The sequence below is a fragment of the Pseudonocardia tropica genome (assembly GCF_040105315.1).
GTDB classification, from domain to species: Bacteria; Actinomycetota; Actinomycetes; order Mycobacteriales; family Pseudonocardiaceae; genus Pseudonocardia; species Pseudonocardia alni.
Genome location: NZ_JBEDNP010000018.1, coordinates 1 through 26,861, shown reverse-complemented (window position 1 = coordinate 26,861; position 26,861 = coordinate 1). Strand labels below are relative to the sequence as shown.

At 78.2% G+C, this 26,861-nt stretch carries 14 protein-coding genes and 1 pseudogene; 4 read left to right on the top strand and 11 right to left on the bottom strand.

The window, feature by feature from the left end:
* Window positions 1–107: 107 nt before the first annotated feature.
* Genes WHI96_RS23475 through WHI96_RS23450 form a run of 6 tightly spaced genes read right to left on the bottom strand, consistent with a single transcriptional unit; the run spans window position 108 to window position 17,508 of the window.
* Window positions 108–2,384, bottom strand: a complete 2,277-nt coding sequence (locus WHI96_RS23475) for a class I SAM-dependent methyltransferase (RefSeq protein WP_349302443.1) — start codon at window positions 2,382–2,384, stop codon at window positions 108–110.
* The gene (locus WHI96_RS23470; RefSeq protein ID WP_345653388.1) at window positions 2,315–4,540 is read right to left on the bottom strand and encodes an ATP-binding cassette domain-containing protein; all 2,226 of its coding nucleotides are present in this window, start codon (window positions 4,538–4,540) and stop codon (window positions 2,315–2,317) included. The genes WHI96_RS23475 and WHI96_RS23470 overlap by 70 nt, the downstream gene beginning before the upstream one ends.
* Window positions 4,537–5,481 (bottom strand): ABC transporter permease subunit, encoded by a 945-nt coding sequence (locus WHI96_RS23465; RefSeq protein WP_345653391.1) that lies wholly within the window; start codon window positions 5,479–5,481, stop codon window positions 4,537–4,539. The genes WHI96_RS23470 and WHI96_RS23465 overlap by 4 nt, the downstream gene beginning before the upstream one ends.
* The gene (locus WHI96_RS23460; RefSeq protein WP_345653394.1) at window positions 5,478–6,980 is read right to left on the bottom strand and encodes an ABC transporter substrate-binding protein; all 1,503 of its coding nucleotides are present in this window, start codon (window positions 6,978–6,980) and stop codon (window positions 5,478–5,480) included. The genes WHI96_RS23465 and WHI96_RS23460 overlap by 4 nt, the downstream gene beginning before the upstream one ends.
* Window positions 6,977–13,414 (bottom strand): SDR family NAD(P)-dependent oxidoreductase, encoded by a 6,438-nt coding sequence (locus tag WHI96_RS23455; RefSeq protein ID WP_345653397.1) that lies wholly within the window; start codon window positions 13,412–13,414, stop codon window positions 6,977–6,979. The genes WHI96_RS23460 and WHI96_RS23455 overlap by 4 nt, the downstream gene beginning before the upstream one ends.
* The gene (locus tag WHI96_RS23450) at window positions 13,411–17,508 is read right to left on the bottom strand and encodes a non-ribosomal peptide synthetase (protein WP_345653400.1); all 4,098 of its coding nucleotides are present in this window, start codon (window positions 17,506–17,508) and stop codon (window positions 13,411–13,413) included. Before WHI96_RS23450 ends, WHI96_RS23455 begins: the two co-directional genes overlap by 4 nt.
* A gap of 132 nt (window positions 17,509–17,640) precedes the next feature.
* Here WHI96_RS23450 and WHI96_RS23445 point away from each other — a divergent pair, with 132 nt between their 5' ends.
* The gene (locus tag WHI96_RS23445) at window positions 17,641–19,593 is read left to right on the top strand and encodes a phosphopantetheine-binding protein (protein ID WP_345653405.1); all 1,953 of its coding nucleotides are present in this window, start codon (window positions 17,641–17,643) and stop codon (window positions 19,591–19,593) included.
* A complete protein-coding gene (locus tag WHI96_RS23440; protein ID WP_345653408.1) occupies window positions 19,593–20,621 on the top strand; it encodes a saccharopine dehydrogenase NADP-binding domain-containing protein in 1,029 nt (342 codons plus the stop codon). The genes WHI96_RS23445 and WHI96_RS23440 overlap by 1 nt, the downstream gene beginning before the upstream one ends.
* A gap of 40 nt (window positions 20,622–20,661) precedes the next feature.
* Here the strand turns inward: WHI96_RS23440 and WHI96_RS23435 are convergent, their stop codons facing one another.
* A complete protein-coding gene (locus tag WHI96_RS23435; protein WP_345653411.1) occupies window positions 20,662–21,600 on the bottom strand; it encodes an NAD(P)/FAD-dependent oxidoreductase in 939 nt (312 codons plus the stop codon).
* Window positions 21,597–22,613 (bottom strand): LLM class flavin-dependent oxidoreductase, encoded by a 1,017-nt coding sequence (locus WHI96_RS23430; RefSeq protein WP_345653414.1) that lies wholly within the window; start codon window positions 22,611–22,613, stop codon window positions 21,597–21,599. The genes WHI96_RS23435 and WHI96_RS23430 overlap by 4 nt, the downstream gene beginning before the upstream one ends.
* Window positions 22,614–22,914: 301 nt before the next feature.
* Between WHI96_RS23430 and WHI96_RS23425 the strand changes: the two genes are divergently transcribed.
* Entirely contained in the window at window positions 22,915–23,598 is a 684-nt protein-coding gene (locus tag WHI96_RS23425) for a DedA family protein (RefSeq protein ID WP_345653417.1), read from the top strand.
* Between the two features lie 76 nt (window positions 23,599–23,674).
* On the opposite strand, the gene WHI96_RS23420 is transcribed toward WHI96_RS23425, so the two are convergent.
* Window positions 23,675–24,244, bottom strand: coding sequence for a TetR/AcrR family transcriptional regulator (locus WHI96_RS23420; RefSeq protein WP_345653420.1), 570 nt, complete (start codon window positions 24,242–24,244; stop codon window positions 23,675–23,677).
* Between the two features lie 98 nt (window positions 24,245–24,342).
* Between WHI96_RS23420 and WHI96_RS23415 the strand changes: the two genes are divergently transcribed.
* On the top strand, window positions 24,343–25,263 hold the full coding sequence (locus WHI96_RS23415; protein WP_345653423.1) for an alpha/beta hydrolase family protein: 921 nt from the start codon (window positions 24,343–24,345) through the stop codon (window positions 25,261–25,263).
* 115 nt (window positions 25,264–25,378) lie between these two features.
* On the opposite strand, the gene WHI96_RS23410 is transcribed toward WHI96_RS23415, so the two are convergent.
* Both WHI96_RS23410 and WHI96_RS23405 read right to left on the bottom strand, forming a co-directional pair.
* Complete coding sequence (locus WHI96_RS23410; protein ID WP_345653426.1) at window positions 25,379–26,617, bottom strand: DUF1990 domain-containing protein; 1,239 nt, start codon at window positions 26,615–26,617, stop codon at window positions 25,379–25,381.
* 109 nt (window positions 26,618–26,726) lie between these two features.
* Window positions 26,727–26,861: pseudogene (locus WHI96_RS23405) on the bottom strand (electron transfer flavoprotein subunit alpha/FixB family protein); the annotation flags it as partial.

Genomic DNA, 26,861 nt, shown 5'->3' with positions numbered 1-26,861 from the left:
CGCCGGAGGACGACCGTGCCCCAGGCAACGCACCGTCGGACCCGATGTCCGGCCCCCGTCCCGCTCCGCACCGTCCGCCGCCCGGCACGCCGGGCCGGGCGGCGGGCTCACGGCGTCGCCAGGAGCAGCTGCTGCCCCAGCACCCGCAGGTCGTCCGTTCCGCGGGGCAGCGCCGCGACCGGCCGCAGACCGGCGGCGGCGAGCTCGGCCCACCACTGCCGCTCGGTCAGGAAGATCCGGTCGGTGCCGGCGCGCAGGTCCCCGCTGCCGGCGGCGGCCGTGCCCGGACGCGCGGACATGAGGAACTGCATCGACACCAGCGCCGGGAGGTGCTCGCGGGTCGACTCGACCAGGGCGAGCACCCCGCCGGGGGCCAGCACCCCGCGGACGGCGGCGAGCGTCGCGCGGACGTCGACGGCGTTGTGCAGGACGTTCGCCGCGACGACGAGGTCGTGGCGGCCGTCGTGGGCGGCCAGGTCGGTGGTGACGTCGAGCAGCGCGGTCCGCACCCCGGGGAACCGGGTCGCGGCCAGGTCGAGGAAGAACCGGGAGACGTCGGTGAACAGGTAGTCGACCGGCGCCTCCCCCAGGCCGTCGAGGACGGCGCGGGTGCTGCCGCCGACGCCGCCGCCCAGCTCCAGGACGCGCAGCGGCTCCGCCCGGGTCCGTGCGGTGGTCGCGGTGAGGTGGGCCAGCGCCCCGTTGAGGTAGGTGTTGACCGTGTTGTCCTGGTAGCTCGCCAGGGCGGTGGCGATCTCGCCGTCGGGGAACAGCAGCGCCTGCAGCGGCACCTCGTCGCGCAGCAGGCCGGGCAGGTGGGCCGTGGCGGCGGCGAAGAACTCGACCATCGCGGGCGGGTAGCCCAGGTCGGTGCAGGCCGCGTGCAGCGCGCCGTCCGGCTGCGGCCCGGGGTCGCCGTGCGCGGCGAGCTCGGCCCGCCACCGCCGCACCAGCCACGCGTGCCGCGGGGCGACCTCCGGGTCCCCCGCGTCGAGCACCGAGGCCATGGCGTGCAGCGCGACGGCGTCGAGCCGGGCGACCGCGTCGGCGGGGCCCGCGTCGGCGGGGCCCGCGTCGGCGGGGCCCGCGTCGCCGGCCGGGCCGCCGCCGGGCAGCGCGGCCCGGCCGGCGGCGTCGGCCGCGGCGACGTCGTCCGGCCCGACGACGGGCAGCAGGACCGTCGCGTCGGTGCCGGTGAGCCGCCGCGCGAGCGGCCCGACCCGGCTCCGCACGAACGCGGGGAACGGCTCGTGGGCCCGGCCCGGGCCGGCCGGCCCGGCGGCGGGCCGGGCGGCCGCGGCGGCGGGCCGGGCGACCGCCAGCAGCTCGGGGTCGTCCGGGTCGAGCAGGACGGCGGCGTCGTGACCGGCGAGGTCGGTGCGCAGCCGGGCCGCGGTGACCGCGTGCGGGCCGGGACACAGCAGCGCGTTGGGGATGCCGCGGATCACGACCGGCTCCGTCCCGGCCAGCGGGTCGCCGGTCCAGTCCAGGACCTGCGGGACCGGACCGGGGTCTGCGTCGACGTGCAGGACGGCGTCGAACCGGTGGCGCGAGAGCTCGGTGTCGTCGGTGAGGGTCTTGGCGTGCACGGCGACGGCGATCCGGCGCCCGCCCGCGAGGGCCGCGGCGGCGAGGGCGGCCGGGTCGACCAGCAGCTCGCGGTCCGCCGCGGCGCGGTCGGCGACGGTGCGCGCCAGGGTGTCGTCGTCGAGGGCGGGCTCGGTGGCGGTGACGGTCTCCCGCCAGTGCCGCAGGTGCAGGCCCGCGTGCCGCACGTCGCCGACGACGACCGTCCCCCCGGCCGCGACGACCGCGGTCGCGGTGCGGAGCACCTCGGTCAGGTAGGCGAGGTCGGGGAAGCACTGCGTCACCGAGTTGATCACCACGCAGTCCGGTGCCCGCCCGCCGAGCGCCTCCTGCACGGCGGCCGAGCGGGCCTCGTGCGCGGCGGCCCGCACGACCCCCACCCCGGGCGCGGCGATGGCGCGGTGGCGGTCGACGACCTCGCCCGCGATGTCGGTGCCGACGTAGGCGTCGACGTGCGGGGCGATCCGCTCCAGCAGCATCCCGGTGCCGCAGCCCAGCTCCAGCACCCGGCGGGGGCGCGCGGCGAGCACCAGCTCGGCGGTGCGGTCGGCCCACTCCCCCATGTGCGCGGCGGGCAGCGGCGCGCCTGTCCCCGAGGCCCGCCACCCGGCCAGTGGCGACGGGTCGGAGTAGGTCCAGTCGTAGACCTCGCTCCAGTGCTCGCGGTGCTCGACGACGAGGGCGCCGTCCGGCGGGACGAGCGCGGCCGGGTCGACGACGACCCGGGTCAGGTCCTCGCCCCGGGTGATGCGCGCGATCCAGGGGTGGGTCGGGTCGGCGGTGGGTTCGGTGCGCACCGGGCGGTTCCTCTCGGTCGGAGTGGCGGGGTCGGGGCGGGTGGGGTGAGGTCGACGACGTGGTCGGCGCGCTCGGCGAGGTCGCGGTCGTGGGTGGTGGCGAGCACGGCGAGGCCGTCGGCGCGGGCGGCGTCGAGCAGGTCCAGGACGGCGGCCGTGGTCGCCGCGTCCAGTGCGGCGGTGGGCTCGTCGGCGAGCAGTACCGCGGGGCGCACGGCCAGCGCCCTGGCCAGCGCGACCCGTTGCCGCTGCCCGCCCGACAGCGCCGCCGGCCGCCGTCCGGCGACCTCGGGCGGCAGGCCGAGGGCGCCCAGCAGCCGGACCGCCTCGGCGCGGGCGTCGGCGGCGGACAGGCCGTGCAGCCGGCGCAGCGGGCGGGCGACGGCGGCCCCCGCGGTGCGGGCCGGGTTGAGCTCGTGGACGGGGTGCTGCCCGACCAGCGCGACGACGCCCGGGGTGCGGCCGCGTACCGGCCACGGTGTGGCGGCACCGGCCAGTGCGAGGGTGCCCCCGGTGACCGGCCGCACCCCGGCCAGTGCCCGGAGCAGGGTGGTCTTGCCGCAGCCGGACGGCCCGGTGACCACGGTCAGCCCGCCGGGCCGCACGGGCACGTCCACGTCCGCGGCGGCGCCGGGGACGGCCGTGGTGACGTGGCGCGCGTCGAGGACCGGCGCCGTGGTGGGCGACGGCGGTGTTCCGTCCCCGGACGGCGGCGGACCGGCCGGGGACGGCGGCGGCGCGGGGGCGCCCACCCGCACGACCCGGTCGGCGACCGCGGCGACGGCCGGGTCGTGGGTGACGACGAGGGTGACGCCGCCGCGGGCGCGCAGCAGCGCGACGACGACGGCGGTCGCGGCGGGGTCGAGGCCCGCGGTGGGCTCGTCGAGCACGAGCAGGGCGGGGTCGCCGGCCAGCGCCCTCGCGAGCGCGACCCGGCGGGCCTGGCCCCCGGAGAGCCGGTCGGGCCGCAGCCCCCCGACGGCCGCCGGGTCGAGGCCGACCGCGCGCAGCGCCGCGTCCGGGTCGGGGACGGGCAGCTGGGCCCGGGCGTCGCGCAGCGGGTGCAGCGCCGGGTCCTGCCCCAGCAGCCCGAGTGTGCGTCGTCGCCAGGCGCGCCTCCGGGGCAGCGCAGCGCCGTCCCAGCCGACACCGCCCGAGACGGCGCGCAGGCCCCCCGGCAGGGTGCCCAGGACCGCGTGCAGCAGCGTGGTCTTGCCGCTCCCCGACGAGCCGACGACGGCGACCACCTCCCCGGGGTGCGCGTCGAGGTCGGGGCCGTCGAGGACGACGCGCCCGTCGTGGTCGAGGACGCGCAGCCCGCGCACGGTGAGCCCGGGGCCGGGCGGCACCGGACCGCCGGGGACCCGCGTCGTACCGGCGTGTGCGGGCACGAGCCGCAGCGACACCACGGCCAGCACCGTCGCGACGGCGCCGAGCGCGACGGCCGGTGCGAGCACCGCGGCCGGGTTCACCGTCAGCCCGGGCAGGTTCTCCCGCAGCATCACCGCCCAGTCCGGGGCCGGCGGCGGCGGGCCGAACCCGAGCACCGAGGTGGCCGCGGCCAGCTGCAGCGCGAGCACGGCGCGGCCGGCGAGGTCGGCGGCCACCAGGGGTGCGTGCGCGGGCAGCACCTCGCGGACCAGCACCGCGACCGGGCGTTCGCCGTGGACGAGTGCGGCCTCGACGTGGCCCGCGGTGCGGGCCCGGGCGGTGGCGTCGGCGACGACCCGGACGGTGAGCGGCGCGCCGCCGACGACGGTGCCGACGACCACCGCGGCCGGCCCGGGCAGCGTCACCGCGGCGACCAGGACGAGCAGCAGCAGCGGCACCGCGACCAGCAGGTCGCTCAGCGCGGTGAGGGCGCGCGCGCGGCGCCCGCCGGTCCACCCCACCCACAGCCCTCCGGCGGTGCCGATCGACGTGGCGAGCAGGGCGGCGGCCACCGCCGTCGTGACCGGTCCGGTGCCGCCGTCGAGCACCCGGGCGAGCACGTCGCGGCCCAGGACGTCGGCGCCCCACGGCAGGCCGGGCCGCGGCGGGGACCACGGCGCGGCGACGACCCGCAGCGGGTCGCCACCGGCGAGCGGACCCGCGACGGGCAGCGCGACCAGCAGGCCGAGCAGCAGCCCGCCGGGCAGGAGCACGGCGCGCCTCACGGGCGGCCCACCGCGGCGGCGACGAGGTCGGCGACCAGCATCCCCGCGACCACCACGGACGCGGCGAGCAGCGCCACCGCCGAGACCACCGGCAGGTCACGGGTGGCGACGGCGCCCACGAGCAGCTCCCCGAGCCCGGCGACCCCGAACAGCGTCTCGACGACGGTGCTGCCCGCGACCAGCGAGCCCGCGGTCACCGCGAGCACCCGCAGGGCGGGGGCCGCGACGAAGGGGCCGGCGTAGCGCAGGGCCACGACCGGCGCGGGGACCCCGCGCAGCACGGCGTCGCGCACGAACGGCCGGGCCGCGACGTCCTCGACGACCCCGCGCAGCTGGCCCGCGGCGAACGCGCCCGACGGCAGCGCCAGCGCGAGGACGGGCAGGACGAGCAGGTCGGGCCGGGCCCAGGCGGGCTCACCGGGCGGCAGCAGCGACACCGGCGGGACCCAGCCCAGGACGCCGGACAGCAGCGTCGCGAGCCCGACCGCGACCACGACCGGGGGCACCGCGGAACCGACCGCGGCGACGGCGGCGCCGCGCCGGCGGGCGAGCAGCGCGGCGAGCGGCACGGCCACGACCAGGGCCGCGACCACCAGCACGGCGGTGGTCCCGGCCCGTCCGGCGACGAGGTCGGCGACCGGACGGCCGCTGACCAGCGACCGTCCGGGATCCCCGGTGAGCAGGCCGGCGACCCAGGTCGGGAACCGGGCGGGCCACGGCCGGTCCAGGCCCGCCGCGGCGCGCAGCTCCGCGAGCGCGGCCGGGTCGACCCGGCCGCCCGCCCGGACCGTCACGGCGTCGGCGGGCAGGGCCGCGGTGGCGGCGGAGACCACCACCGCGGACCCGGCGAGCAGCCCGGCGGCCCGCAGGACGGCGCGGGCCGCCGCACGGGTCACCGCCCGCCTGCGGCCCGGCGCCCGGCCGGGTCGGACGTCGGTCATCGGTCGCGGTGCACCCGGTCGAGGAAGCCGGCGCCGAACCCGATCGCCGGGGACACCCCGGTCACCCCGGGCGCGGCGAGGTCGAGCCGGTCACCGACGCCCCACACGAGGTAGCCGCCCTCGTCGCGCAGGCGGGTCTGCAGGGCACCGAGCCCGGCGCGGCGCCGCTCGGTGTCCGGCTCGGCCAGCGCGGTGGCGAGCCGGGCGTTCCACGACGGGTCCGCCCAGGCGGTCTCGTTGGTCGGCGAACCGGGGGTCAGCGCCACCCGCACGACGTCGAGGAAGGGGATGCCGCCGAGGAAGCTGACGTAGAACGGCTCGGCGCCGTAGACGGTGCTGAAGTAGGTGTCCGGCGGGCCGACCTCGATGCGTGCCCGCACCCCGATCTCGGCGAGCTGCTGGGACAGCAGGGTCGCCGCGGTGTCCATGCCCGGATAGGCGGTGGTGGTGTGCAGCGTGACGTCGACGCCGCCGGCCAGGCCGGCCTGCGCCATCAGCGCGCGGGCGCGGGGCACGTCGCGCTCGATCTGCGGGAGGTCGCGCGGGCTGCTCGGGTCGGTGGGGGTGATCAGGTCGTTGCCCAGCAGCCCCTTGCCGCCGAACACGGCGTCGAGCAGCTGGCGCCGGTCGACGCCGAGCCGGATCGCCTCGCGGACCCGCGGGTCGGAGAAGGGCGCCGTGTCGGTGCGCATGACCAGCGGGTACATCGTCGCGCCGGGCTTGCGGACGACGCTCAGCCCGGCAGCGGCCCCCTGGTCGGCGGCGGTGGGCGGGACGCTGCCGGCGAGGTCGGCCTCGCCGGACAGCACGGCCTGGGCCCGGGCCTGCGGGTCGGCCAGTGCCCGGACCTCGATCACCCGGCTCGGCGGGCGCGGCCCCCACCAGGCGTCGTTGCGTTCGAACACGGTGGTCTGGGCGTCGGAGCGGACCGGCCGGAACGGTCCGGAGCCCGGGACGAGGCCGGAGGTGAAGTCGGTGCTGCCCTCAGGCACCACGAAGGTGGCGCCCATCAGCGCGGTCCCGACCTCGGCGTAGGGCGCGCGGGTGACCAGCGTGAGGGTGGTGTCGTCGGTGGCGCGCGAGGCGGCGAGGTCGAACATCGCCGTCCGGCCGAAGTTCTCCGCCGACTTCGACGCCATCCGGCGCAGCGAGAACAGCGCGTCCGCGGCCCGGACCTTCGCGCCGGTCGCGAACACGGCGTCGTCGCGCAGGCGGACGGTCCAGCGGGTCAGGGTGGGGTCCGGGGTCCACGACGTCGCCAGCCGGGGCTGCGGGGAGCCGTCGTCGCCGGGGACGGTGAGCACGTCGTAGGTCAGTGCCATCCGCACGATGTCGCTCTCGGCGGGCAGCATCCCGTGCGGGTCGTCCACGGCAGCCCCGCCGGAGCCGGGGGCGACGTAGCGGACCGTGTCCGCCGGACCGGCGGCGGTGGGTGCCGGGGCCGCGCAGCCGGCGAGGAGGGCGCAGGCCAGCAGGCCCGCGGCGAGCAGTCGTCTCATGCGATCCGTTCCAGGAGTGCGAGCAGCGCCGCGTCGATCGCGGCGCCGACGTCGGGGAGGGCGGGCCGGTGCAGCACGCCGTAGTGGTGGGCGTCGACGCCGACGGTCTGCAGCGGGCCGGCGAGGTGCGCCGACCAGCCGAGGTCGGGCCCGGCACCGGGTGGGGTGTCGTCGACGCCCATGCCGATGCCGGAGTTGCGGGGCGCCCGCCGCTCGGCGCGGACCAGGACGGTCGCGGTGCCGGTGGCGTCGAGTCGCTGCGCCCGGTGGGCGGCCAGCGCCCGCAGGTGCCGTGCCGTCACCGCGAGTCGCCCGAGGACGGCCGCGTCCGGTTCGGCCCGGCCCAGCAGGCCGTGGTCGCGCAGCCGGTCCGCGACGGCCGCGACGAGGTCGGGCGGGGCGCCGGGGCCGGTGAGCCCGTCGGCGTCGAGGTCCGCCCCGAGGTAGGCCTCCAGCGCCCGCAGGTGCCGGACGGCGACGGCGCGGTCGAGCCCGGTCCCGGTGCCGGGAACCGGTCGGATGTGCGCCGGGTCGTTGGAGTCGACCATGACCAGGAGCGGGACGGACTCCCCCGCCGCCGTCAGCTGGACGGCCATCTCCTGGGCGAGCGTGCCGCCCATCGACCAGCCGCCCAGCAGCCACGGGCCGCGCCGTCCGGCGGCGCGCAGCGCGGCCAGGTGGGCGGCCGCGAGGGCGGGCACCGTCTCCGGCGCGTCGGGGTGGGGTGCCGGGAGCGACAGGTGGGGGTCGGCGACGGCGAGCACGTCGAACCGGCGGTCGATCATCCGGGAGAGCTCGACGTAGCAGAGCACGTCTCCGCCGGAGGGGTGGACGAGCACGATCGCGGGCCGGTCCGGGTCGTCCCCGCCGCGCAGCGGGATCACCGCGTCGGCCGCGTCCGCACGCACCGTCGCCACCGGGGCAGGTACCGGAGGAGGGGCCGGGGCCGCCGGGTCGGGGGCGGGGGACGGGCCCCAGGCCGCCGGGTCGGTGGCCAGCAGGCGTACCCGCTCGGCGTGCCGGGCGGTGACGGCGTCCAGCTCGTCGTCGGGCAGGACGCCCTCGGGGCCGTCCCACTGCAGCCGCAGCTCGCCCGCGACCTCGACGACCTGGTGGTCCAGCCACACCTGCGGGGTGGAGGACAGCGCGGCGACCTGCTCGCCGAGCCACTCCGGGGACCGGCCGTCGTCGAGGCCGAGCGCGCTGGTGAACACCACCGGCACCCGGCACACCGCACCGGTGCGGGCCGAGCGTTCGGCCAGCACGTCGAGCGCGGAGGCCGCGCGGTGGTCGAGCTCGTCGAACAGCCGGGCCTGGGTGGCGGCGGCGCGCTCGGCGAACACCGGGTGCGGGGTCTCCGGCGTGCTGTGCAGGACCAGTGAGGTGAAGTCCCCGACGACGCCCGCGGTGCCCGGCGGGCGGTCGAAGAGCGTGAGGAGCACGCCGAACCCGCCCGTACCCGCCCACTCGGCGAGCACGTCGGTGAACGCGGTGAGCAGCACCGCGGTCGGTGTGACGCGGTGGCGGGCGGCCTGCGCGCGCAGGGCCTCGTGGTCCTCCGGGGCGATCCGGTGGACCCGGCGGCGGAACCGCGGCGGCCGTCCGCCCGGCGACGCCGGCGTGCGGACCGGGAGCGCGGGCGGACCGGGGACCGGCCGTCCGCGCCACCAGTCCGCGGCGGCACGGCCCTCCGGTCCGGCGGTACGCGCGGCCAGTGCGGCGGTGCACGCCGCCGGGTGGGTGCGGGGCGGCGGGGGCAGCGACGGCGGCGCCTGCGGGTCGGCGGCGTCGGCGTAGGCGGCCCGCCACTCGTCCTCGACGATCCACCAGGACGCGGCGTCGCACACCAGCACGTCGACGCCGATCAGGATCCGTACCCGGCCCGCGGGGAGCAGGGCCGCCTGGATCGTCGCCAGGGGCCAGCGGTCCGGCGGGCCGGGCCGCGTCGAGATCCGCTCGCGCAGCGACGCGAGCCGGGACTCCCGCCGCTCCGGGCCGGCGCCGGTGAGGTCGTGCACCCGGATCCGGTAGTGCGGGACGTCGTCGAGGACGCGGAACCGGCCGTCGGCGGTGGCGACCGCGCGCAGCATGGGGTGCCGGGCGACGACGACGTTCCAGGCGGCCTCCAGCCGCGGCACGTCGAGCCCGTCCGCGTCGTACTCCAGGTAGAAGTAGCAGGGGACACCGCCGTCGTCGTAGCCGCCGTCGCGACCGACCCGGTAGGCGTGCTGGACCCGGGTCATCGGGAACGTCCCGTCGTCGGCGACACCGTCCTGCCCCGCCGCGACCGGGTCCGGGGCCGTGGGGGCGGCCGCTCCCCCGGTCAGCAGGGCGGCCAGCCCGGCGACGGTCGGGGCGGCGAGCAGGTCGCGCAGGGCGAGCCCGACGCCGTGGCGGTCGTGCAGGGCCGCGAGCATCCGCGTCGCGAGCAGCGAGTGCCCGCCGAGGGCGAAGAAGTCGTCCTGCGGGTCGGTGACCGGGGTGCCGAACAGCTCGCCCCACAGCGCCGCGACCTCCCCCTCGACGCCGTCGAGGGCGGGACCCGTGGGTGCGGACGCGGCCCGGGGCCGACCGGCCGCGGCGATCCGGGGCGCCAGCGGCGAGGCGGTGACCGCCAGCTCGTCGACGGCGGGCAGGGCGAGCACCCGGTCGAGCGCGTCGCCGCCGGTGGTCGCGTCGAGCGCGGCCGAGGCGGTCGCGCCCGTCCCGACGCTCCAGCCGTCCCAGTGCACGGCCTGCCATCCCGGCCCGGCGACGGCGGCGAGCGCGGCGTTGGCGGCGGCGTAGGCCCCGGTGCCGACGCCGCCGAGCAGCGTCGCGACCGAGGACATCAGCAGCACGCGGGACGGGCGCCGGTCGGCGGGCAGCGCCGTGACCGCCCGGTGCAGGGCCAGGGCACCGCCGAGCTTGGCGTCGAGCTGGGCGCGGACCCGGCCGGCGTCGAGCTCGCGGAGCGGGTCCAGCTCGGCACCGGCGAGCACCCCGGCCGCGTGGACGACGACCGACAGCGGCCCGTCGGCGGCCAGCTCGGTGAGCAGGGCCGTCGTCGCGGCGGGGTCGGTGGCGTCGACGGCGCGGGTGCCGTCCCGCCCGGTGCGGGAGGTGACGACCACGCGGTGCCCGGCCGCGGCGAGGCGCCGGGCGACGACCTGCCCGACCGCGCCCGCGCCGCCGATGACGACCGCCGTCCCCGGTGCGGGAGCGGCGGCCGTGTGGTCCGGTTCGGCGTCCCAGCCGCGCAGGGCGAGCCGCCAGCGGGTGCCGCCGCGCCAGGCGGTCACCGCACCGGCGCCACCGGCGGCCAGGGCGGCGGCCTCGGCCAGGACGAGCCCGGCCTCCCGGTCGGTCCCGGAACCCGACCCGGCACCGGTGTCGGCGTCGGCGTCGGCGTCGGCGTCGAGGGCGGTGGGGTCGGGATCGGCGCCGAGGTCGGTGGTGGCCCAGGCCAGGCCGGGCCGTTCCTGGCCGAGCACCCGCGGCAGCGCGCGCAGTGCGGCCGCGGCGGGGTCGGCCGGGCCGTCGGCGGCGATCCGGGCGCCGCCGCGGGTCACCAGCAGCAGCCGCGGCGCGTCGTCGTCGGACAGGTCGGCGGCGCGGGCCCCGAACCCGGCCACGGCCGTCGCGGGGTCGGCGCCCGGGTCCGGGCCGACGACGATGACGTCCGGGCCGGGGGTGAGCCGCTCCCGCAGGGTGTCGGCGAGCGGGCCGTCACCGAGCACGGTCCATCCGCCGTCCGGCCGGCCGGTCACCGGGGGGACCGGCTCCCAGGTGAGGATCTGCAGCGGTTCGTCGGGGGCGGTGCCGGTGGCCGGCTCGGGCGGGTCGATCCAGTGCCGGGACCGGGTGAAGGCGTAGCCGGGCAGCACGACGCGGCGGCGTCCGGACCCGGCCGGGGCGCCCGGGTCGACCGGGACGCCGTGTGCCCACAGCCGTCCCAGCGCGGCGCGGGCCGCGGCGGTGTCGTCCGGCCCGGTCTCGTGCGGCCCGGTGTCGTCCGACCCGCTGCCGCCCGGACCGGCGTCGCCCGGACCGGCGTCGAGGAGCGGCACGGTCGCGACGACCCCCGCCGCCCCGGCGGCGAGCCGGGACAGCGCGGTGCCCGGCCCCACCTCGACGACGACGGCGGGCCCCTCCCCGACGGCGGCCGCCAGGGCGTCGGCGAACCGCACCGGGCGGCGCAGCTGCTCGGCCCAGTGCCGTGCGGTGCCCAGCTCGGCGCCCGCGAGCCGGCCGGTGACGGTGCTCGCGACCGGGATCCGCGGCGCGGTGCCGGCCAGTCCGGCGAGCGCGGCCTCCAGTCCGGACTGCTCGGCGTCCATCGCCCGGGAGTGCATGGCGGCGGACACGGCGAGCGGCGCGTGGGCGACGCCGTCGGCGGCGAGGGCGGCGGCGAACGCGGCCACGTCCGCGGCGGGGCCGGACACCACGCACGCCGACGGGCCGTTGACCACGGCGAGGTCCAGCGCGCCGGGCAGCCGGGCCACGAGCGCGTCCTCGGACAGGCCGACCGCGAGCATCGCTCCGCCGCCCGCGGCGCGGGACGCGGCGAGGCAGCGGGCCGCGACGAGCCGGGCGGCGTCGGGCAGCGCGAGCGCACCGCCCACGGTGGCGGCGACGCACTCGCCGAGGCTGTGCCCGACCAGCGCGTCCGGGTGGGCACCCCAGCTCTGCAGCAGCCGGGCCGCACCGACCGAGACCGCGAACAGCGCGGGCAGCCCGAACGCGGGGTCGGCGACCCGGTCGGCGGGCCCGTCGGGGTCCAGCGCGTCGGTGACGTCGGCACCCAGGTGCGGGGCGAGCAGCGCGGCGGCCTCGTCGAACGCGGCGGCGAAGACCGGTTCGTCGCGGTGCAGCCCGGCCGCCATCCCCGGCCGGGAGCTGCCGGCGCCGGGGAGGGCGAACACCAGGCGGGGGGTGCCGGCGTGGACCGGTGCGGCCGCGGCCAGCGCGGCGGGCCCGACGCCGGTGACCCGGTGGGGCAGCGCGAGCCGCCCGCGGGCGAGGGTGTGCGCGGCGTCGGCGGCCCCCACCCCGGACGTGCCCGGGCTCAGGACGGCGGCCACCCGCGCGGCGGTCGCCCGGGCGGCCTCGGCGGTCGCGGCGGACACGCACAGCAGCTGCGGCCGGGGGTCGTCGGCGGCCGGGGCCCGCTGCGGGGCCGGACCGAGGACGACGTGGGCGTTGGTGCCGCCGATGCCGAACGAGCTGACACCGGCGTGCACGGGTCCGGTCCACGGCGCGGAGACCGCGGGAAGCCGGAAGCGGGACCCGTCCAGGCGCAGCGCCGGGTTCGCCGGTTCCGCGTGCAGCGTGGCGGGGACCCTCCGGTGCGCCACCGCCAGCACGGCCTTGATCAGCGACGCGACGCCCGCCGCGGAGTTGGTGTGGCCGATGTTGCCCTTCACCGAGCCGAGCGCGCACGGCTCACCGGCGTCGCCGAGCACCCGGCGCAGCGCGGTGACCTCGACCGGGTCGCCGAGCGGTGTCGCGGTGCCGTGCGCCTCGACCAGTCCGACGTCGGCGGGGCCGAGCCCGGCGACGGCGAGCGCCTCGGCGACGACCCGGGCCTGGCCGCGTACCGACGGCGCGGTGAACCCGGCCTTGTCGGCGCCGTCGTTGTTGACCGCGGTGCCGTGCACGACGGCGTGGACCACGTCGCCGGACGCGAGCGCGTCGGACAGCCTGCGCAGCGCCACGACGCCGACGCCCTGGGTGTAGACGATCCCGCTGCCCGCGGCGCCGAAGGGCCGCACGTGTCCGTCGGCGGAGAAGATCCCGCCGGGCACGTGCACGTAGCCGCGGCCCTGCGGCACGATCAGCGACACCCCACCGGCGAGCGCGGTGTCGGACTCCCCGCTCAGCAGCGACTGCACGGCCAGGTGCACCGCGACCAGCGAGGTCGAGCAGCTCGTCGACACCGCCACGGCCGGCCCGGACAGACCCAGCCGGAAGGCCGTCTGCAACGGCAGGTAGTCCGGCTGGGTCGCCATGGCGGTGGCGAGGCTCCCGAGCGGGTCCGGGCCCGCGCCGGTGGGGTCCCACCGGTCGGCGAGGTTGGAGGCCAGGTAGCTCGACTGCATCGACCCGGCGAACACCCCGACCGCACCGGCGTCCCGGACACCGCCGTGCCCGGCGTGGTCCAGGGCGTGCCAGGCGGTCTGGAGGAACAGGCGCTGCTGGGGGTCGAGCAGGTCGGCCTCGGCCCCGGTCAGCCCGAACGGGGCCGGGTCGAAGCGGTCCTGGTCGGTGAGGATCCCGGCGACGGGGACGTAGCCGGGCCGCTCGCGCAGGGCGCGCGGCACGGCGCCCGGGTCGACCCGGGTGAGGCCCTCGCGGCCGTCGACGAGCAGCTGCCAGAAGGCGTCGAGGTCGTCGGCCCCGGGGAACCGGCACGCCATGCCGACGACGGCGACGGGCTCGTGCGTGTCGCTCATCCGGCCACCGCCACGGCGCGGGCGCGGGCGGCGCGGCGTCCGGCGGCGCGGCCGCCGCCGGGCTCCGGGGCCGGTGGGTCCGGCACCGGTGGGGGTGCGCCGGCCCCGGTCGGCGCCGTCGGGGTCGCGGTCGGGGTCGCGGTTGGGGTCGGGGTCGCGGTGAGGTGCCGGGCGAGGTCGCGGACGGTGGGGTGGGCGAACAGGTCGACGACGGTGAGCTGCGGGTCCAGCTCGACGAGCCTGCGGTGGGCCAGGACCAGGGTCAGCGAGGACGCGCCGAGCTGGAAGAACGGGGTGCCCACCTCGACCGGGCCGCCGAGCAGGTCGCTGAACACCCGCGCGACGGTCCGCTCGACGAGCGGGTCCGGGGCTCCCGTGGCCGCGGGCGGGGAGGCCGGTGCGGGAGGCGCGGCCGGGGTCGCCGGCGTCGGGGTCGCCGGGGCCGGGGCGGTGGACAGGGCCGGGGCCGTCACCACGAGCTCGACGAGCCCCTCGGCGGGTGTCCGTTCGGCGACGGTCGCGCCGTGGGTGTGGAGCTCGGCGCGCAGCCGCTGCACCCACGGTGCGGCGACGGCGAGCGCGTCGACGGGACCGATGCCGTCGCACCCGACGGTGAGCCGCAGCTCGATGCCCTGCGGCGGGACCGCGGGCCATCCGGGGGCCGCGTGCGCCCGACCGCCCGCCGCGGTGGCCACGGCCGGTTCCGCCCCGGTCGGCGGGGCCGCGGGCGCCGGTGCCACGGGGGCGGGGGCGGCGGCGGGGGTGGCGGATCCGGCCGCCGCGGCCGGGGACGCGACCGGAGCCGTGGTCGCGGAGACCGGGGGCACCGGAGCGGTCGTGGGCACCGGGGCGGTCGTGGGCACCGGGGCGGCCGGCCCGGACCGGGCCGCGAACGGGTTCGGCAGGGCCCCGTGGTCGACCTTGCCGTTGGCGGTGATCGGCAGCTCCGCCAGCACGACGAAGCGGTTGGGCACCATGTACGGCGGCAGCGCCGCGCGCAGCGCGGCGGCCAGCTCGCCGTCGCCGGGCGGGGTCGCCGGGTCCGCGGGCACCACGAACGCGACGAGCCGGGGCCGGTCGTCCGGGCCGCGGACCGCCCGCGCGACGGCGTGGCGGACCGCGGGCAGCCGGTCCAGGGTCGCCTCCAGCTCCCCCAGCTCGATCCGGTGGCCGCGGATCTTCACCTGCCGGTCGGTGCGGCCGAGGAACTCGATGGTGCCGTCCGGGCGCCACCGTCCGAGGTCGCCGGTCCGGTAGAGGCGGGTGCCGGTGGTCGGGTGCACGGCGAAGCGGGCCGCGGTCTGGTCGGGGTCGCCGACGTAGCCCTCGGCGAGCCCGTCGCCGCCGATGAACAGCTCCCCCGGCCGCCCCACCGGGCAGGGACTGCCGTCGTCGGGGTCGAGGACGTGGAAGCTCTGGCCGCCCAGTGCGCGGCCGTAGGGGATGCTCGGCCAGGCCGGGTCGACCTCGTCGACCGGGTAGGAGATCGACCAGATCGACGCCTCGGTGGCGCCGCCGAGCCCGACCACCCGTGCCTGCGGGGCGAGTGCGCGCAGCCGGTCGGGCAGGGTCACCGGGATCCAGTCGGCGGACAGGAAGACCTGGCGCAGCGACGCCAGCGCGCGCCGCGTCGCGTCGGGCTCGATCTCGGCGTACTCGACGAGCATCTCCAGCAGCGCGGGCGCGGTGTTCCACACGGTCACGCGGTGGGCCGCCATGAGGTCCAGCCAGTGGCCGGGGTCGCGCTGCCGGTCGGCGTCGGGCAGCACGACCCCGCCGCCGGCGCCGAGCACCGAGAAGACGTCGTAGACCGACAGGTCGAAGCTGTACGCCGACAGCGCGAGCACCCGGTCGTCCGCGCGCAGCGGGTAGCGGGACTCGAGGTCGTCGAGGGTGGTGCGGGCGGCGCGGTGGGCGATCCCGACGCCCTTCGGGGTGCCGGTCGACCCGGAGGTGAAGATCGCGTAGGCGAGGTCGCCGGGGTCGGGGCGGCGCGGGGTCGCGGCGGTGCCGTGGAGGACCCCGTCGGCGTCGAGGACGTGGGTGCGCACCCCGTCGGGCCACACGGTGGTGTCCCCGGGGGCGACGAGTGCGTGCCGCAGTCCTGCGCGGGCACAGACGGAGGCGATCCGCGCGGCGGGCCACGACGGTTCGACCGGGACGTAGCCCGCGCCGCTCGCGAGGACCCCGAGCAGGGCGGTGACCTGCGCGGTCCCCTTGTCCACGCAGACCGCGACCAGCTCGCCCGGCCCGGCACCGAGGCCGGCGAGCGCGGCGCCGGTGCGGTCCGCGCGGGCGGCGAGCACGTCGGTGGCGACGCAGCCGCGGGCGTCGAGCAGCGCGGGGCGGCCCGGCCGGACCGCGGCGCGCCACGGGTCGTCGAGGAGCGGGCCGTGGGCGGTGAACGGGTTCGGCCCGACCGGTTCGGCCGCGGCCGTCGACGGGTCGTGCCCCAGCGTGGGGTCGGTCCAGGCGCCGGGCTCGTCGGCGAGCCGGCACAGCAGCGTGCGGTGGGCGTCGCGCAGCCCGGGCACGAATCCGTCGGGCAGGGTGCCCGCCCGCAGGTCCCAGTGCACCCGGAGCACGCCGCCCGCGTCGTGGACGATGTGGTCGAGCAGCACCTGCGGGGTCTGGGAGATCCCGCAGACCTCCTCCCCCAGCCAGTCCGTGGCCGCCGGGCCGTCCCCGGTGAGCCCGAGCCCGCTGGTGAACACCACCGGGTGCGCGGGGGCGGGCAGCCCGGTGCGCGGGTCGCGCGGACCCGCGGTCCCCGCGGTGACCTCGACCCCCGGCACCGAGCGGTGCTCCAGGTCCGCCCAGAACCGCCGGTTGACGCGCTCGGCGAACCCGGCGAAGCCGTCCCGGGTGCGCAGGTCCGGCGGCTCGACGGCGACCAGCACGGTGCTGGTGAAGTCGCCGACCACCCGGTCCAGGCCCGGGGTGTCGTCACCGGCGGCGACGTCGTCGCGGTCGAACAGGGTGGTGTTGAGGGCGAAGGGCTCCTCGGCGCCGAAGCGGTGGAGCACGAACGCGAACGCGGCGAGCAGCGCGCCGGTCGGGCTGAGCCCGTGCCGGGCCGCGGCGGCGCGCAGCCGGCTCCACGCGTCGGCGTCGAGGACGGCGGTGTGCCGGGTCATCCGGGGTGCCGGGTCGGCGGGCGGGTCGGTCCACGGCAGCCCCGTCCACGGCAGGGCGGGTCCGGCGGGCAGCGGTGCGCGGTCCGCCCAGTAGGCGCGGTCGCGGTCGCGGCGCGCCCGCTCGGCGGGGTCGGTGGTCGTCCGCGCGGTGAGGGCCGCGAAGGTCGTCGGCAGTGGCGGCAGCGCGACGTCGGGGTCGGCGACGACCTCGCCCCACTCCCGCATCAGCACCATCCAGCTCGTGAGGTCGAGCGCGAGCACGTCGATGCCGATGTGCAGGCGGGTGCGCCCGTCCGGGAGCAGCGCGGCCCGCAGGTCGTGCAGCGGCCACGTCCCGGGCTCGCGCACCTGGTGCGAGCACTCCTCGTGCAGCGCGCCCAGCCGCGCGTCCGGGTCGGGGTCGGTGCGCAGGTCGGCGGTGGCGATCCGCGTCGCGGGGACCTCGGGGAGCACGCGCTGGCGGCCGTCGTCGCCGACGACCATGCGCAGCATCGGGTGCCGGCGCACGAGGACGTCCCACGCGGCCGCGAGACGGTCGAGGTCGGCGAGCGGGTCGCCGTCGGGCACCCGGTCGAACTCCTGGTACCAGAAGGTCGCGACCCCGCCGAGCGGGAAGGCCGGGTCCCGGCCGACCAGGTAGGCGCTCTGCACGGCGGTCAGCGGGAACGGGGTGCCGTCCGGCGGCGACGCCGGTGCGGCGGTCGCGGCGGCCTGCGGGTCCGCCGCGGGAGCGGGCTCCCCGGCGGGTGTGGCGGCCACCGTGCGTGCGGTCGCGCCCCCGAGGAAGTCGGGCAGCGGCAGGCTGAGACCGGTCTCCTCGCGCAGCCGCCGGCGCAGCCGTACCGCGGTGAAGGAGTCGAGGCCCAGCTCGGTCAGCGGCACGTCCGGTGGGAGCTGGTCGGGCCGGTCCAGCACCTCCGCGAGGCAGGCGAGGACGTCGTCGAGCCGGACCGTCATGCGGTTGTCCCTTCCGGGTGCGGGGGTTCGGGGCGGAGGCGCACGTGTGACACGGGTGGGTGACCGGCGCGGCGCCGCAGCGACTCTCGCCTTATTGAGTCTGATTGTCAATATCGTCTACCGTCTCCCGGTATGACCGCCCCACCGACCGCCGACCACACCGCCGAGATCACGACCGTCTGGTCCGAGCTGCTCGACCTGCCACCCGCCGAGATCCCCGACGACGTGGGCTTCCTCGTCCTGGGCGGTGACTCGGTACTGGCGGTGCGCATGTCGGCGCTGATCCGGCAGCGCCTCGGCGTCGCACTCGGCCTGGCCGAGGTCCGGGTCGACACCACCGTCGGCGAGATCGCCGCACTCGTCGCCGATCGGGTGAGCGATCCCACGGCCGAATCACTGCCCGCGATCACCCGCCGGCGCGCCGACCCGCACGCCCCGTTCGCGCTGCTGCCGCTGCAGCAGGGCTACTTCGTCGGCCAACAGGACGGCTGGGAGCTGTCCTACGCCTCGGCGCACTACTACGTCGACTACCCCCTCGACGGCATCGACGGCGACGAGGCGGCGGAGGCCCTCACCGACGCCCTGGAGCGGCTGGCCCGGCGCCAGCCCGGCCTGCGCGCCCGGGTCGACGCCGACGGCCGCCAGTACGTGCTGCCCACCGGGGCGCCGGGGGCACTGCCGGCCCCGACCGTGCTGGACCTGCGCGACGCCGCACCGGAGGAGATCGACGCCCGGCTCGCCGCGCTGCGGGACCTGATGAACGTCAGCGGGCCCGACCCGGTGTCCGGCCCCGGCCTGGACATCCGGCTGACGCTGCTGCCCGGCGACGCCGGTCTGCTGCACGGCGCGTTCAGCCTGCTGCTGTTCGACGGCTGGTCGGCCGGCGTGCTCACCCGTGAGCTGCTGGCACTCGCCCAGGACTGGAACGCGGTGCTCGACCCCCTGGAGATCGACCCCGGCGACTACGTCGAGGCGGTCGGGGCGCTGCGCGGAACCCGCGGCCGGAGCGCCGACCGCGACTGGTGGTGGGAGCGGATCGACGCGCTGCCCGCCCCGCCCGCGCTGCCGCTGGTCGTCGACCCGCAGGAGGTCACCCCCACGGTCATGCAGCACCGCGAGTTCCGGCTGAACCCGGCCCGCTGGGCGGCGCTGCGCGCGGCCTGCCGCGACCAGCGGGTCACCCCGGCGACGGCGCTGCTCACGGCGTTCTCCGTCGTGCTGGCCCGCTGGTCGGGACACCGGCGGATGCTGCTCAACTCCCTGCAGACCGGACGCCTGCCGCTGCACCCGGACGTGCACCGCATGATCGGCGGCTTCGCCACCACCATGCTGCTGCCGGTGGTCCCGGAGACCGGGGCGTCGTTCGCCGAGCTGGCCCGATCCGTGCAGCGGACCTTCGCCGAGCACGCCGCGCACGCGCTCGTCCCGGGCGTCGAGGTGGCCCGGGAGGTCGGGCGCCGGCGCGGGACCCACCGCCCGGTGGCACCGGTGGTGTTCCAGTCCACGATCGGGATGGACGCCGCGATGGGCAGCCCGCTGCCGAGCGAGGCCGGACCGCTGGGCAGGGTGCGCGCCGGGGACTACACCCACCACCTGCGCACCCCGCAGGTGGCGCTGGAGACCCGCTGCTTCGAGATCGACGAGCACCTCGTCCTGGTGTTCTCCCTGGTCGCGGAGCTGTTCGTCGACGACGAGGTGACGGCCGCGTTCGCCGAGCTGGTCGAGCTCGCGACGGCGCTGGCCGACGGACCCGGCTGGGACGCCGTGCCGGAGCTGCCCGAGGCCCTCGACCCCGTCCCCGGGGAGGGGCTGCGCATCGGCGCGCTGCCCCGGACCGGTCGCACGCACGCTCCCGGCCCGCCCGCGGACGGCGCGGAGCAGGCGGTGGCCGAGGTGTTCGAGGACTTCCTGGAGGTCCCGGTGCTGGACCGCACCGTGCACTTCTTCACCGCGGGCGGCGACTCGCTGCTCGCGATCCGGGTGCTGGCCCGCCTCGCCGCGGAGCTGGACCACCCGGTGCCGGTACGGGCCTTCCTCGCCGACCCGACGGTCGCCGGGGTGGCGGCGGCCGGGCGGGCCTCCTGATGGCCCGGGCCCCCCGTCCGCTCGTCGCCGTGCTGGGCGCCTCGGGGGCGACCGGGCGGGCCGCGGCGCGACGGCTCGCCGCGACGGGCCGGGTGCGCCTGCGGCTCGGGGCCCGCGACGCCGGCGCGCTCGCCGCACCGGCGGCCGCGCTCGGGGCCGAGGCCGTGCCGGTCGACGCGGGTGACGCCGAGGCCCTGGCCGGGTTCTGCGCCGGCGCGGCCGTCGTCGTGCAGTGCGCGGGACCGTCGCTGCGGCTCACCCCGGTCGTGCTGGCGGCGGCGCTCGCCGCGGGGGCCCACCTCGTCGACCCGGCCGGCGACCTGGACCCGATCCCGACCGGCGACCGCTCGGTCGTGCTGGGCACGGGGGTGGTGCCCGGGCTGTCGGGGCTCCTGCCGCGCCTGCTCCCGCCGGGGGCCCGGCGGCTGGACCTCTACGTCGGTGGCGCCGACCGGCTGACCCCGGCCGCGGCGGCGGACGTGCTGCTGAGTGTCCCGCCCCGCTACGGGCTGTCCCGGGCGCTGTGGCGCGACGGCGGCCCGGTCGAGGCCGCGCTGGCGGTGCAGCCCGCGGTCTCGCTGCCGGGCTTCGACGGTCCGGTGCACGCCGTGCCGCTGCTCACCGCCGAGGCGCAGCGCCTGGCCGCGGACACCGGTGTGTCGCAGCTGCGGGCCTACTCGGTGTTCCCGGGGCCGGGTCTGCCGGACACCCTCGCGTCGGCCTGGGCGTCGGGGGACCCGCTGGCGCACGTCGACGCCGTCATCGCCGCCGCCGACGCCGACGTGGCCGCGCACGGCGTCGCCATCACGCTGCTCGCCTCGGCGCGCTACGCCGACGGCGCCCGCCGGACACTGCTGCGGTCCACCGACTCGCTCGCCCTGACCGGCGCGTTCACCGCGCTCGCCGTCACCGACGTGCTGGCGGGCCGGGTCCCGCCCGGTCTCGGCCGGGCCGCCGAGGTGCTCGACCCGGTGACGACGGCCGCCCGGCTGTCCGCCGACCCCTCGGTGGACGAGCTGCGGTACTGACCAGGGTGCCCCGGGTGCGCACCCGGGGCGCCCGGCGGGCTCACCCCTGCCCGGGGGCGACCGGTAGGCCGGTCCGGAACAGCTCCTGCTCCAGCCACACCGCCGCGGCGACGCCGTTCCCGGCGCCCACGCTCACCAGCGTCACTCCGTCGGGCAGGCCGGGCTGACGGGCCGCGTCGCCGGCGGCGGAGACCCCCGGGACCGAGGTCCGGCCGCACTCGTCGACGGCGATCGCGCCGTCGTCGAGCACGGTGGCGCCGAGGCTCCCGGCCAGCGCGGTGCCGGGGCGGGTCGGGGCGCGGTGGTAGACGCCGTCGCGGGCGAGGGTGGTGCCGTCGGCGAAGCGCAGCTCGAGCGCCCCCAGGTCTCCTTCGATCGCCGTGATCGGGGACTCCACGACCCGCACCCCGCGCGCCTCCAGGTTCGCCGCGACCCAGCCGGGCAGCTCGGCGGGGCCGTGGGTGGCGAGGACGACGTCGTCGCTGAACCGGTCCCGCACGTAGGCGGCGAGCATCCCGGCCAGGCCGTTGCCGATCACCACGAGCGCCATGCCGGTGGTCTCGTAGCCGTGGCAGAACGGGCAGTGGAACACCGAGACGCCCCACCGCTGCGCCAGCCCGGGCACGTCGAGCGGCTCGTCGACCTGGCCGCCGGCCAGCAGCAGCCGCCGCGCCCGCGCGGCGGTGCCGTCGTCGAGGTCGAGGGTGAAGTCGTCGAGGGCGCCGCGCACGCCGGTGACCCGGCCCGCCCGGCGGGTCACCGTCGGGTAGGCGTCGACCTCGGCGCGGCCGTCGGCGAGCAGCTGCGCCGGGTCCGCACCGTCGCGGCCGAGGTACATGTGCATCTCGGCGGCCGGGGCGTTGCGCGGCTCGCCGGCGTCGACGAGCAGGACGCGGCGCCGCTGGCGGCCGAGCACGAGGGTCGCCGACAGGCCCGCGGGCCCACCGCCGACGACCACCACGTCGTAGGTGTCGTTCACGGGTTCTCCAGTTCCTTCCGGACGGCGGGCAGCACCTCGGTCGCGAGGCGTTCCACGTTGGCGAGCACCGCGTCGCGCTCGCCGGAGGACTCGACGTGCAGCAGCACCCGCCCGGCCCCGCTCCCCCGGACCAGGTCGACGAGCCGGCGGACACACAGCTCGGGCGGCCCGATCGGCTGGCGGGCGAGGATGCCCGCGGCCAGCTCGTCGGGGGTGGGCCGCGGGCCGCGGTACTCCTCGACCATCACGTACTCGGCGTAGCCGGAGGCGAACACCGGCGCCAGCCGCTCGTGGACGACCCGTTCGGCCTCGGCGACCGAGTCGGTGACGTGGGCCAGGACCGCGGTGCCGTGCGCCGGCCGCGCCGCGGTGAGCTGCTCGTACTCGGCGACCAACCGCGCCTGCTCGTCGGCGGTCTGGGAGAAGAAGAACAGCATCGGCAGGCCGTGCCGGGCGGCGAGCTCCACCCCGGTGGCCGAGGTCGCGGCCACGTGCACCGGCGGGTGCGGACGCGTGTAGGGCTCCGGGCCGGGCGCCACCTCGCGGAACCGGTAGTGCTCGGAGTCGGCGGACACCCGCCCGGTGAAGGAGTCGAGGACGAGGCGGAGCGCCTCGGGCAACCCGGTGCGCCACCGCTCGATGCCGGTGCCGAGGACCTCGTGGTCCACCACCGGACCGGCCCGGCCGACGCCGAGATCGAACCGGCCGCCGGAGAGCTGGTCGAGCAACGCCGCCTGCTCCGCGACGTGCACCGGCGGGTGCGTCGGCAGGATCGTCACGGCCGTGCCGACCCGCACCCGCCGGGTGCGGCCGAGCAGGAACGCGGCCAGCGTCGTCGCGGAGGGGTTGATTCCGTAGCCGGTCAGGAAGTGGTGCTCGGTGGTCCACACCGACGCGAACCCGTGCGCCTCGGCCGCCTGCGCGACGTCCGCGGCCAGCGCGAACACCTCGGTCGCACTCTGCCCGGGGAAGCGGTGGGTGAACAGCATGACGCCGAAGGAGGGAGGGGCCACGCCCTGACAGTACCGGATGTCGTTATCGATTAGGCGGTGCGTCGTCCCCCTCGACGGCGCCGGCATCCGTGGCGTGGGCCCAGGTCCCGCCGCGCCGGGGCCGGGGGCCACCGGGATCCGGGGCCGGGCCGGCGGTCGCGCGGGCCCTCCGGCCGTCCCCGCCGGGTCCGCCGGGTCCCGCCGCACAGTGGGGTGGTCGCGCACCGGGCGGGCCGTCGGCCCTGTTGGCGTCCGACCGGATGCTGGGGGGCGACGGGGGTCGGCGACCGGGGAGTCGCGAGATCCCGTGATCGTCGACGGGATGGCGGCACTCGCGGGCAGCCTCGGGGCGGGCCTGCTCCTCGTCGCCGCCATGGCCCTGGTCGCGGAGTCGGGCCTGCTGGTCGGTGTCGTGCTGCCCGGCATCAGCGTGACCGTCGGGCTGGGCGTCCTGGCCGGGACCGGCGCGGTGCCCGGTGTCGCCGCGGGTGCCACCGCCGCCGTCGCCGGCGCCGTCGGACCGAGCCTGGGCTACTGGCGAGCACGACGGGGCGGCCCGGCGGCTCTGCGGAGCGGGCGCGGCATGCCGGCCGCAGCGGCACGGGTCCTCCGGCTCGCCGAGCGACGCCCCGTGCTCGCAGTGGCGCTCGGCCAGTGGTTCGCGGTGGTCCGCACCCTGGTCCCCCGCGTCACGAGCCGTGTCCTGCCGTACCACCGGTTCGCGGCGGTCAGCATCCCGGTGGCCGCCACCTGGGGGCTCGTCACGTTCACCCTGGGGCGCCTGCTCGCCCGGGGCTCGACGACCGCGGCCCGGCTCGTCGCGGCGCAGCAGGTGACGGCGAACGTCCTGCTCGCGGCCCTGCTCCTCGCGGTCGCGGGGGCGGCGGTCCGCGCCGTCCTGCGCCGCCGCGCGCGGCGGAGCCGACCCCCGCCGGCTCCGGGGTCCGGACGTTGCTCGACCACGCCGGACGCCGGCGCCCGCACCGGCACCGAGGACCGGCGGTGAGGGCAGCGGTGCCGTGGCGCTGCTGTGGCGGCGCCGAGAGCGCGCGCCGGACGTACGGGGGACGCCGACACGGCGGTCAGCCGGAGCCGGCCAGCCCGTCGAGGAAGAGCTCGGCCGCCCGCTGCACCCGTGCCCGGTCACCCCCCGCGAGGAGGTCGACCAGCAGTCCGCGGAGGGTCGCCGTCACCAGCGTCGCGCGGACCGCGGCGACCGCCGGATCGACGCCGGGCCCCTGCGCCGCGCACAGCGAGGCCGTCCACTCCGCCCCCATCCGGTCGAGGAATTCGGCGTAGTCCTGCGGGGACTGCACCGCCCGGCCGTACACGGCGAAGAACAGCCGGAACGTCGCCTCCTGCCGCGGGTCCGAGCACCACCTCCACGCCGCCCGCGCCGCGGTCGCCAGGTCCGCCCCGTCGCCCGCCATCCCGGCGGTGACGAGGGCGACCCGCTCGCGCAACCGCCCCAGGATCGCGTCGAGCATCTGCTCCTTGGTCCCGAAGTGGTGGACCAGCGTCGTCGAGGACACGCCCAGCGCCGCGGCCACCGAACGCCACGACAGCTCGGCGAAGACCTGCTCCGACGCGTGGTCGACCGCGGCGTCGAGCAGCTCGGCCCGCCGCCGGTGGTCCACCGGCCGTCCCACCATCGCGTGCCCCACCTCCGCGTACGACGTCCTTGACTTTCTAGCACAGTCGTTCTACCAACTATTGCTAGGACAGTCGTTCTATGAATCCGGAGGTCTCCGTGCCTGCTCCCACCGCCCCGGTCGTGTCCGTCGCACCCGTCACGCTCCCCGTCCGCGGCCGTCGGCCCGACCTGCGGCTGCGGGTCTCCGCCCCGGCGGGCGGAACCGGACCGGCGCCGGTGCTGCTGTTCGCGCACGGCTTCGGCTCGTCGCTGCACGCCTACGGCCCGCTGACCGACCACTGGGCGGCGCACGGGTTCGTCGTGCTCCAGCCCGAGTTCCTCGACTCGCGCACGGTCGGCCTCGCGCCCGACGATCCGCGGCGACCGGACCTGTGGCGGCACCGGGTCCGGGACGCGGTCCGGGTACTCGACGGGCTCGACGAGATCGAACAGGCGGTGCCCGAGGTACGCGGCCGACTCGACCGGGACCGGGTCGTCGCCGCCGGGCACTCCTTCGGCGGTCAGACCGCGGGCATCCTGCTCGGGCTGCGGGTGCTCGACCCGAGGACCGGCGAACCCGCCGAGCCACCCGTCGACCTGCCCGGACCGCAGGTGCGCGCCGGGGTGCTGCTCGCCACCGCCGGCCGCGGTGGGGACGCCCTCGCACCCGGCGTGATCGAGCAGCTGCCCTGGCTCGACGTCGACTTCTCCGCGATGCGCTCCCCCGCGCTCGTCGTCATGGGTGACGCCGACTCCAGCCCCCTCACCACCGTCGGCCCCGGCTGGTCCGCCGACCCGTACCGGCTCGCCCCGCCCGGCAAGAGCCTGCTCACGCTGTACGGCGCCGAGCACTCCCTCGGCGGCATCCCCGGCTACGACGCCGCCGAGACCACCGACGCCGACCCCGGCCGGGTCGCCGCCGTGCAGACGCTCGGCACCGCCTACCTGCACAGCGCACTCGACCCCGCCGACGACTCCTGGACGAGGGCGGCCGCGGAGTTCGCGGGCAGCCCGGTCGGCCGGATCGAGTCGCGCTGACCAGTCCGACCGCGCGTCCGATCGGGCCCGGCCGCCGGTCGGAGCCGCTGGAGTTCGTCGAGGGTGCGGGCGTGGGTGCGGGGTGGATGCTGCCGGTCCGGGCGCCCGGACACGGTCAGCCCGCCGTCTCCGGCGGGGGCCACTCGCTGCGCCGCGTGACGACCCGCACCGGCCCGTCCGCCGAACCACCGGCGAGGACGCGGGCGGTCAGGCAGAACTGGGTCCACATGTACAGCTGGATCTCCTTGCCGACACCGAGCGTGTCGAAGACGATCGCAGCGGCCCGGTCGCCCGGGCGTGACCAGCTCTCGATGCCGAACTCCAGCACGTCTCCGACGTCGCGGGCACCGAACTCGATCTGCCCCGCCTCGAGATGCCCGGCCAGCGTCGCGAACCGGAACGACGTCGGCCCACGGGAGAGCACCCGCACCGGGCCCGACCACGGCGCCGGCATCCGGACGACGTACTCGTCACCGGGCACGACGTCGCCGAGACCGCCCCGCAGCTTGCGGAACGAGACCACCTCCGACGGCGCGGCACGGTCCAGGTCGGCACAGATCCGGTCCATCAGCTGCGCGGCGTCCAGGTCGGCGTTCCGGATCCGGATCCGGAACGTGCGGTGCAGCAGCGGGCCGGCGCCCTCCCCGATCGTCTTCAGGTGGGCGTCGAGGGCACCGTCGGGCAGCGCGGGCGGCAGGTCACCCGCGTCACCCCCGGTCTCGGTGCGCTGCACTCCGGGCAGGGAACGCAGGTAACGCAGACCGCTCGTCGCCAGGCCCACCGGGTACCTCAGAACCGCGCCGATCCGGCGGACCGGTCCGGGCTGCGGTGTCGGGTCCGCCCGCCGGCGCGTCGAGATCCGGGTCGCCGCGGCGACCCGTTCGACGGCGGCGGCCAGCCCCTCCGGATCCCCGACGGTGACGGTCACCCCCGGGTGCCGGAGGATCCCGAGCGGGTCGAGACCGGTCACCGGGAGGTGGAACCGGACGCACACCCCGCGCTCGGTGTTGGTACCGAACGTCGCGCCGCGGTCGGCGAGGGACAGGTGCGGACCGATCACCTTCGGCGCGCTGAACGGTCCGGTGAGCTGCGCACCGGCCAGGTTGCGCACCGGCGTCGTCAGCGTCCACGGGCCGAATCGGACCCGGAACAGCTCCCGGTCCAGCTCGACGTACGCCCCCGAGTCGGCCGTGACGCCGAACGGCCGCAGGACCGGGAGGAAGCGCGGGTCGACGGCGAAGGGCCGGACCGACACGAGGTCGGACTCCGGCCCCGCCGTCACCTCGCTGCTCGACGGTTCGGAACCGGACGTGGGGCCGCCCCGGGGGCGCGACGGCGTGCGGGGATCGGTCATGGGGGACGGCTTACCCGCACAGGGCCGGAGCATGCAGCGGGTCACCGTCACCGGCTACCCCCGTCACACCCCCGACGACGGCTGACCGTTTCGAGCAGCAGGAGGCGCGTCAGCTCCTGCGCTTGGCCACTTCCTCCTGCAGCTGCGGCGCGACCGTGAACAGGTCACCCACGATGCCGAAGTCGGCGATCTCGAAGATCGGCGCCTCCTCGTCCTTGTTCACCGCGACGATCGTCTTCGACGT

Coding starts and splice junctions, on each gene's coding strand:
- WHI96_RS23460 (WP_345653394.1), bottom strand. CDS start 6,980: ATGAGACGACTGCTCGCCGCGGGCCTGCTGGCCTGCGCCCTCCTCGCC.
- WHI96_RS23450 (WP_345653400.1), bottom strand. CDS start 17,508: ATGACGGTCCGGCTCGACGACGTCCTCGCCTGCCTCGCGGAGGTGCTG.
- WHI96_RS23410 (WP_345653426.1), bottom strand. CDS start 26,617: ATGACCGATCCCCGCACGCCGTCGCGCCCCCGGGGCGGCCCCACGTCC.
- WHI96_RS23465 (WP_345653391.1), bottom strand. CDS start 5,481: ATGACCGACGTCCGACCCGGCCGGGCGCCGGGCCGCAGGCGGGCGGTG.
- WHI96_RS23440 (WP_345653408.1), top strand. CDS start 19,593: ATGGCCCGGGCCCCCCGTCCGCTCGTCGCCGTGCTGGGCGCCTCGGGG.
- WHI96_RS23425 (WP_345653417.1), top strand. CDS start 22,915: ATGGCGGCACTCGCGGGCAGCCTCGGGGCGGGCCTGCTCCTCGTCGCC.
- WHI96_RS23420 (WP_345653420.1), bottom strand. CDS start 24,244: ATGGTGGGACGGCCGGTGGACCACCGGCGGCGGGCCGAGCTGCTCGAC.
- WHI96_RS23445 (WP_345653405.1), top strand. CDS start 17,641: ATGACCGCCCCACCGACCGCCGACCACACCGCCGAGATCACGACCGTC.
- WHI96_RS23455 (WP_345653397.1), bottom strand. CDS start 13,414: ATGAGCGACACGCACGAGCCCGTCGCCGTCGTCGGCATGGCGTGCCGG.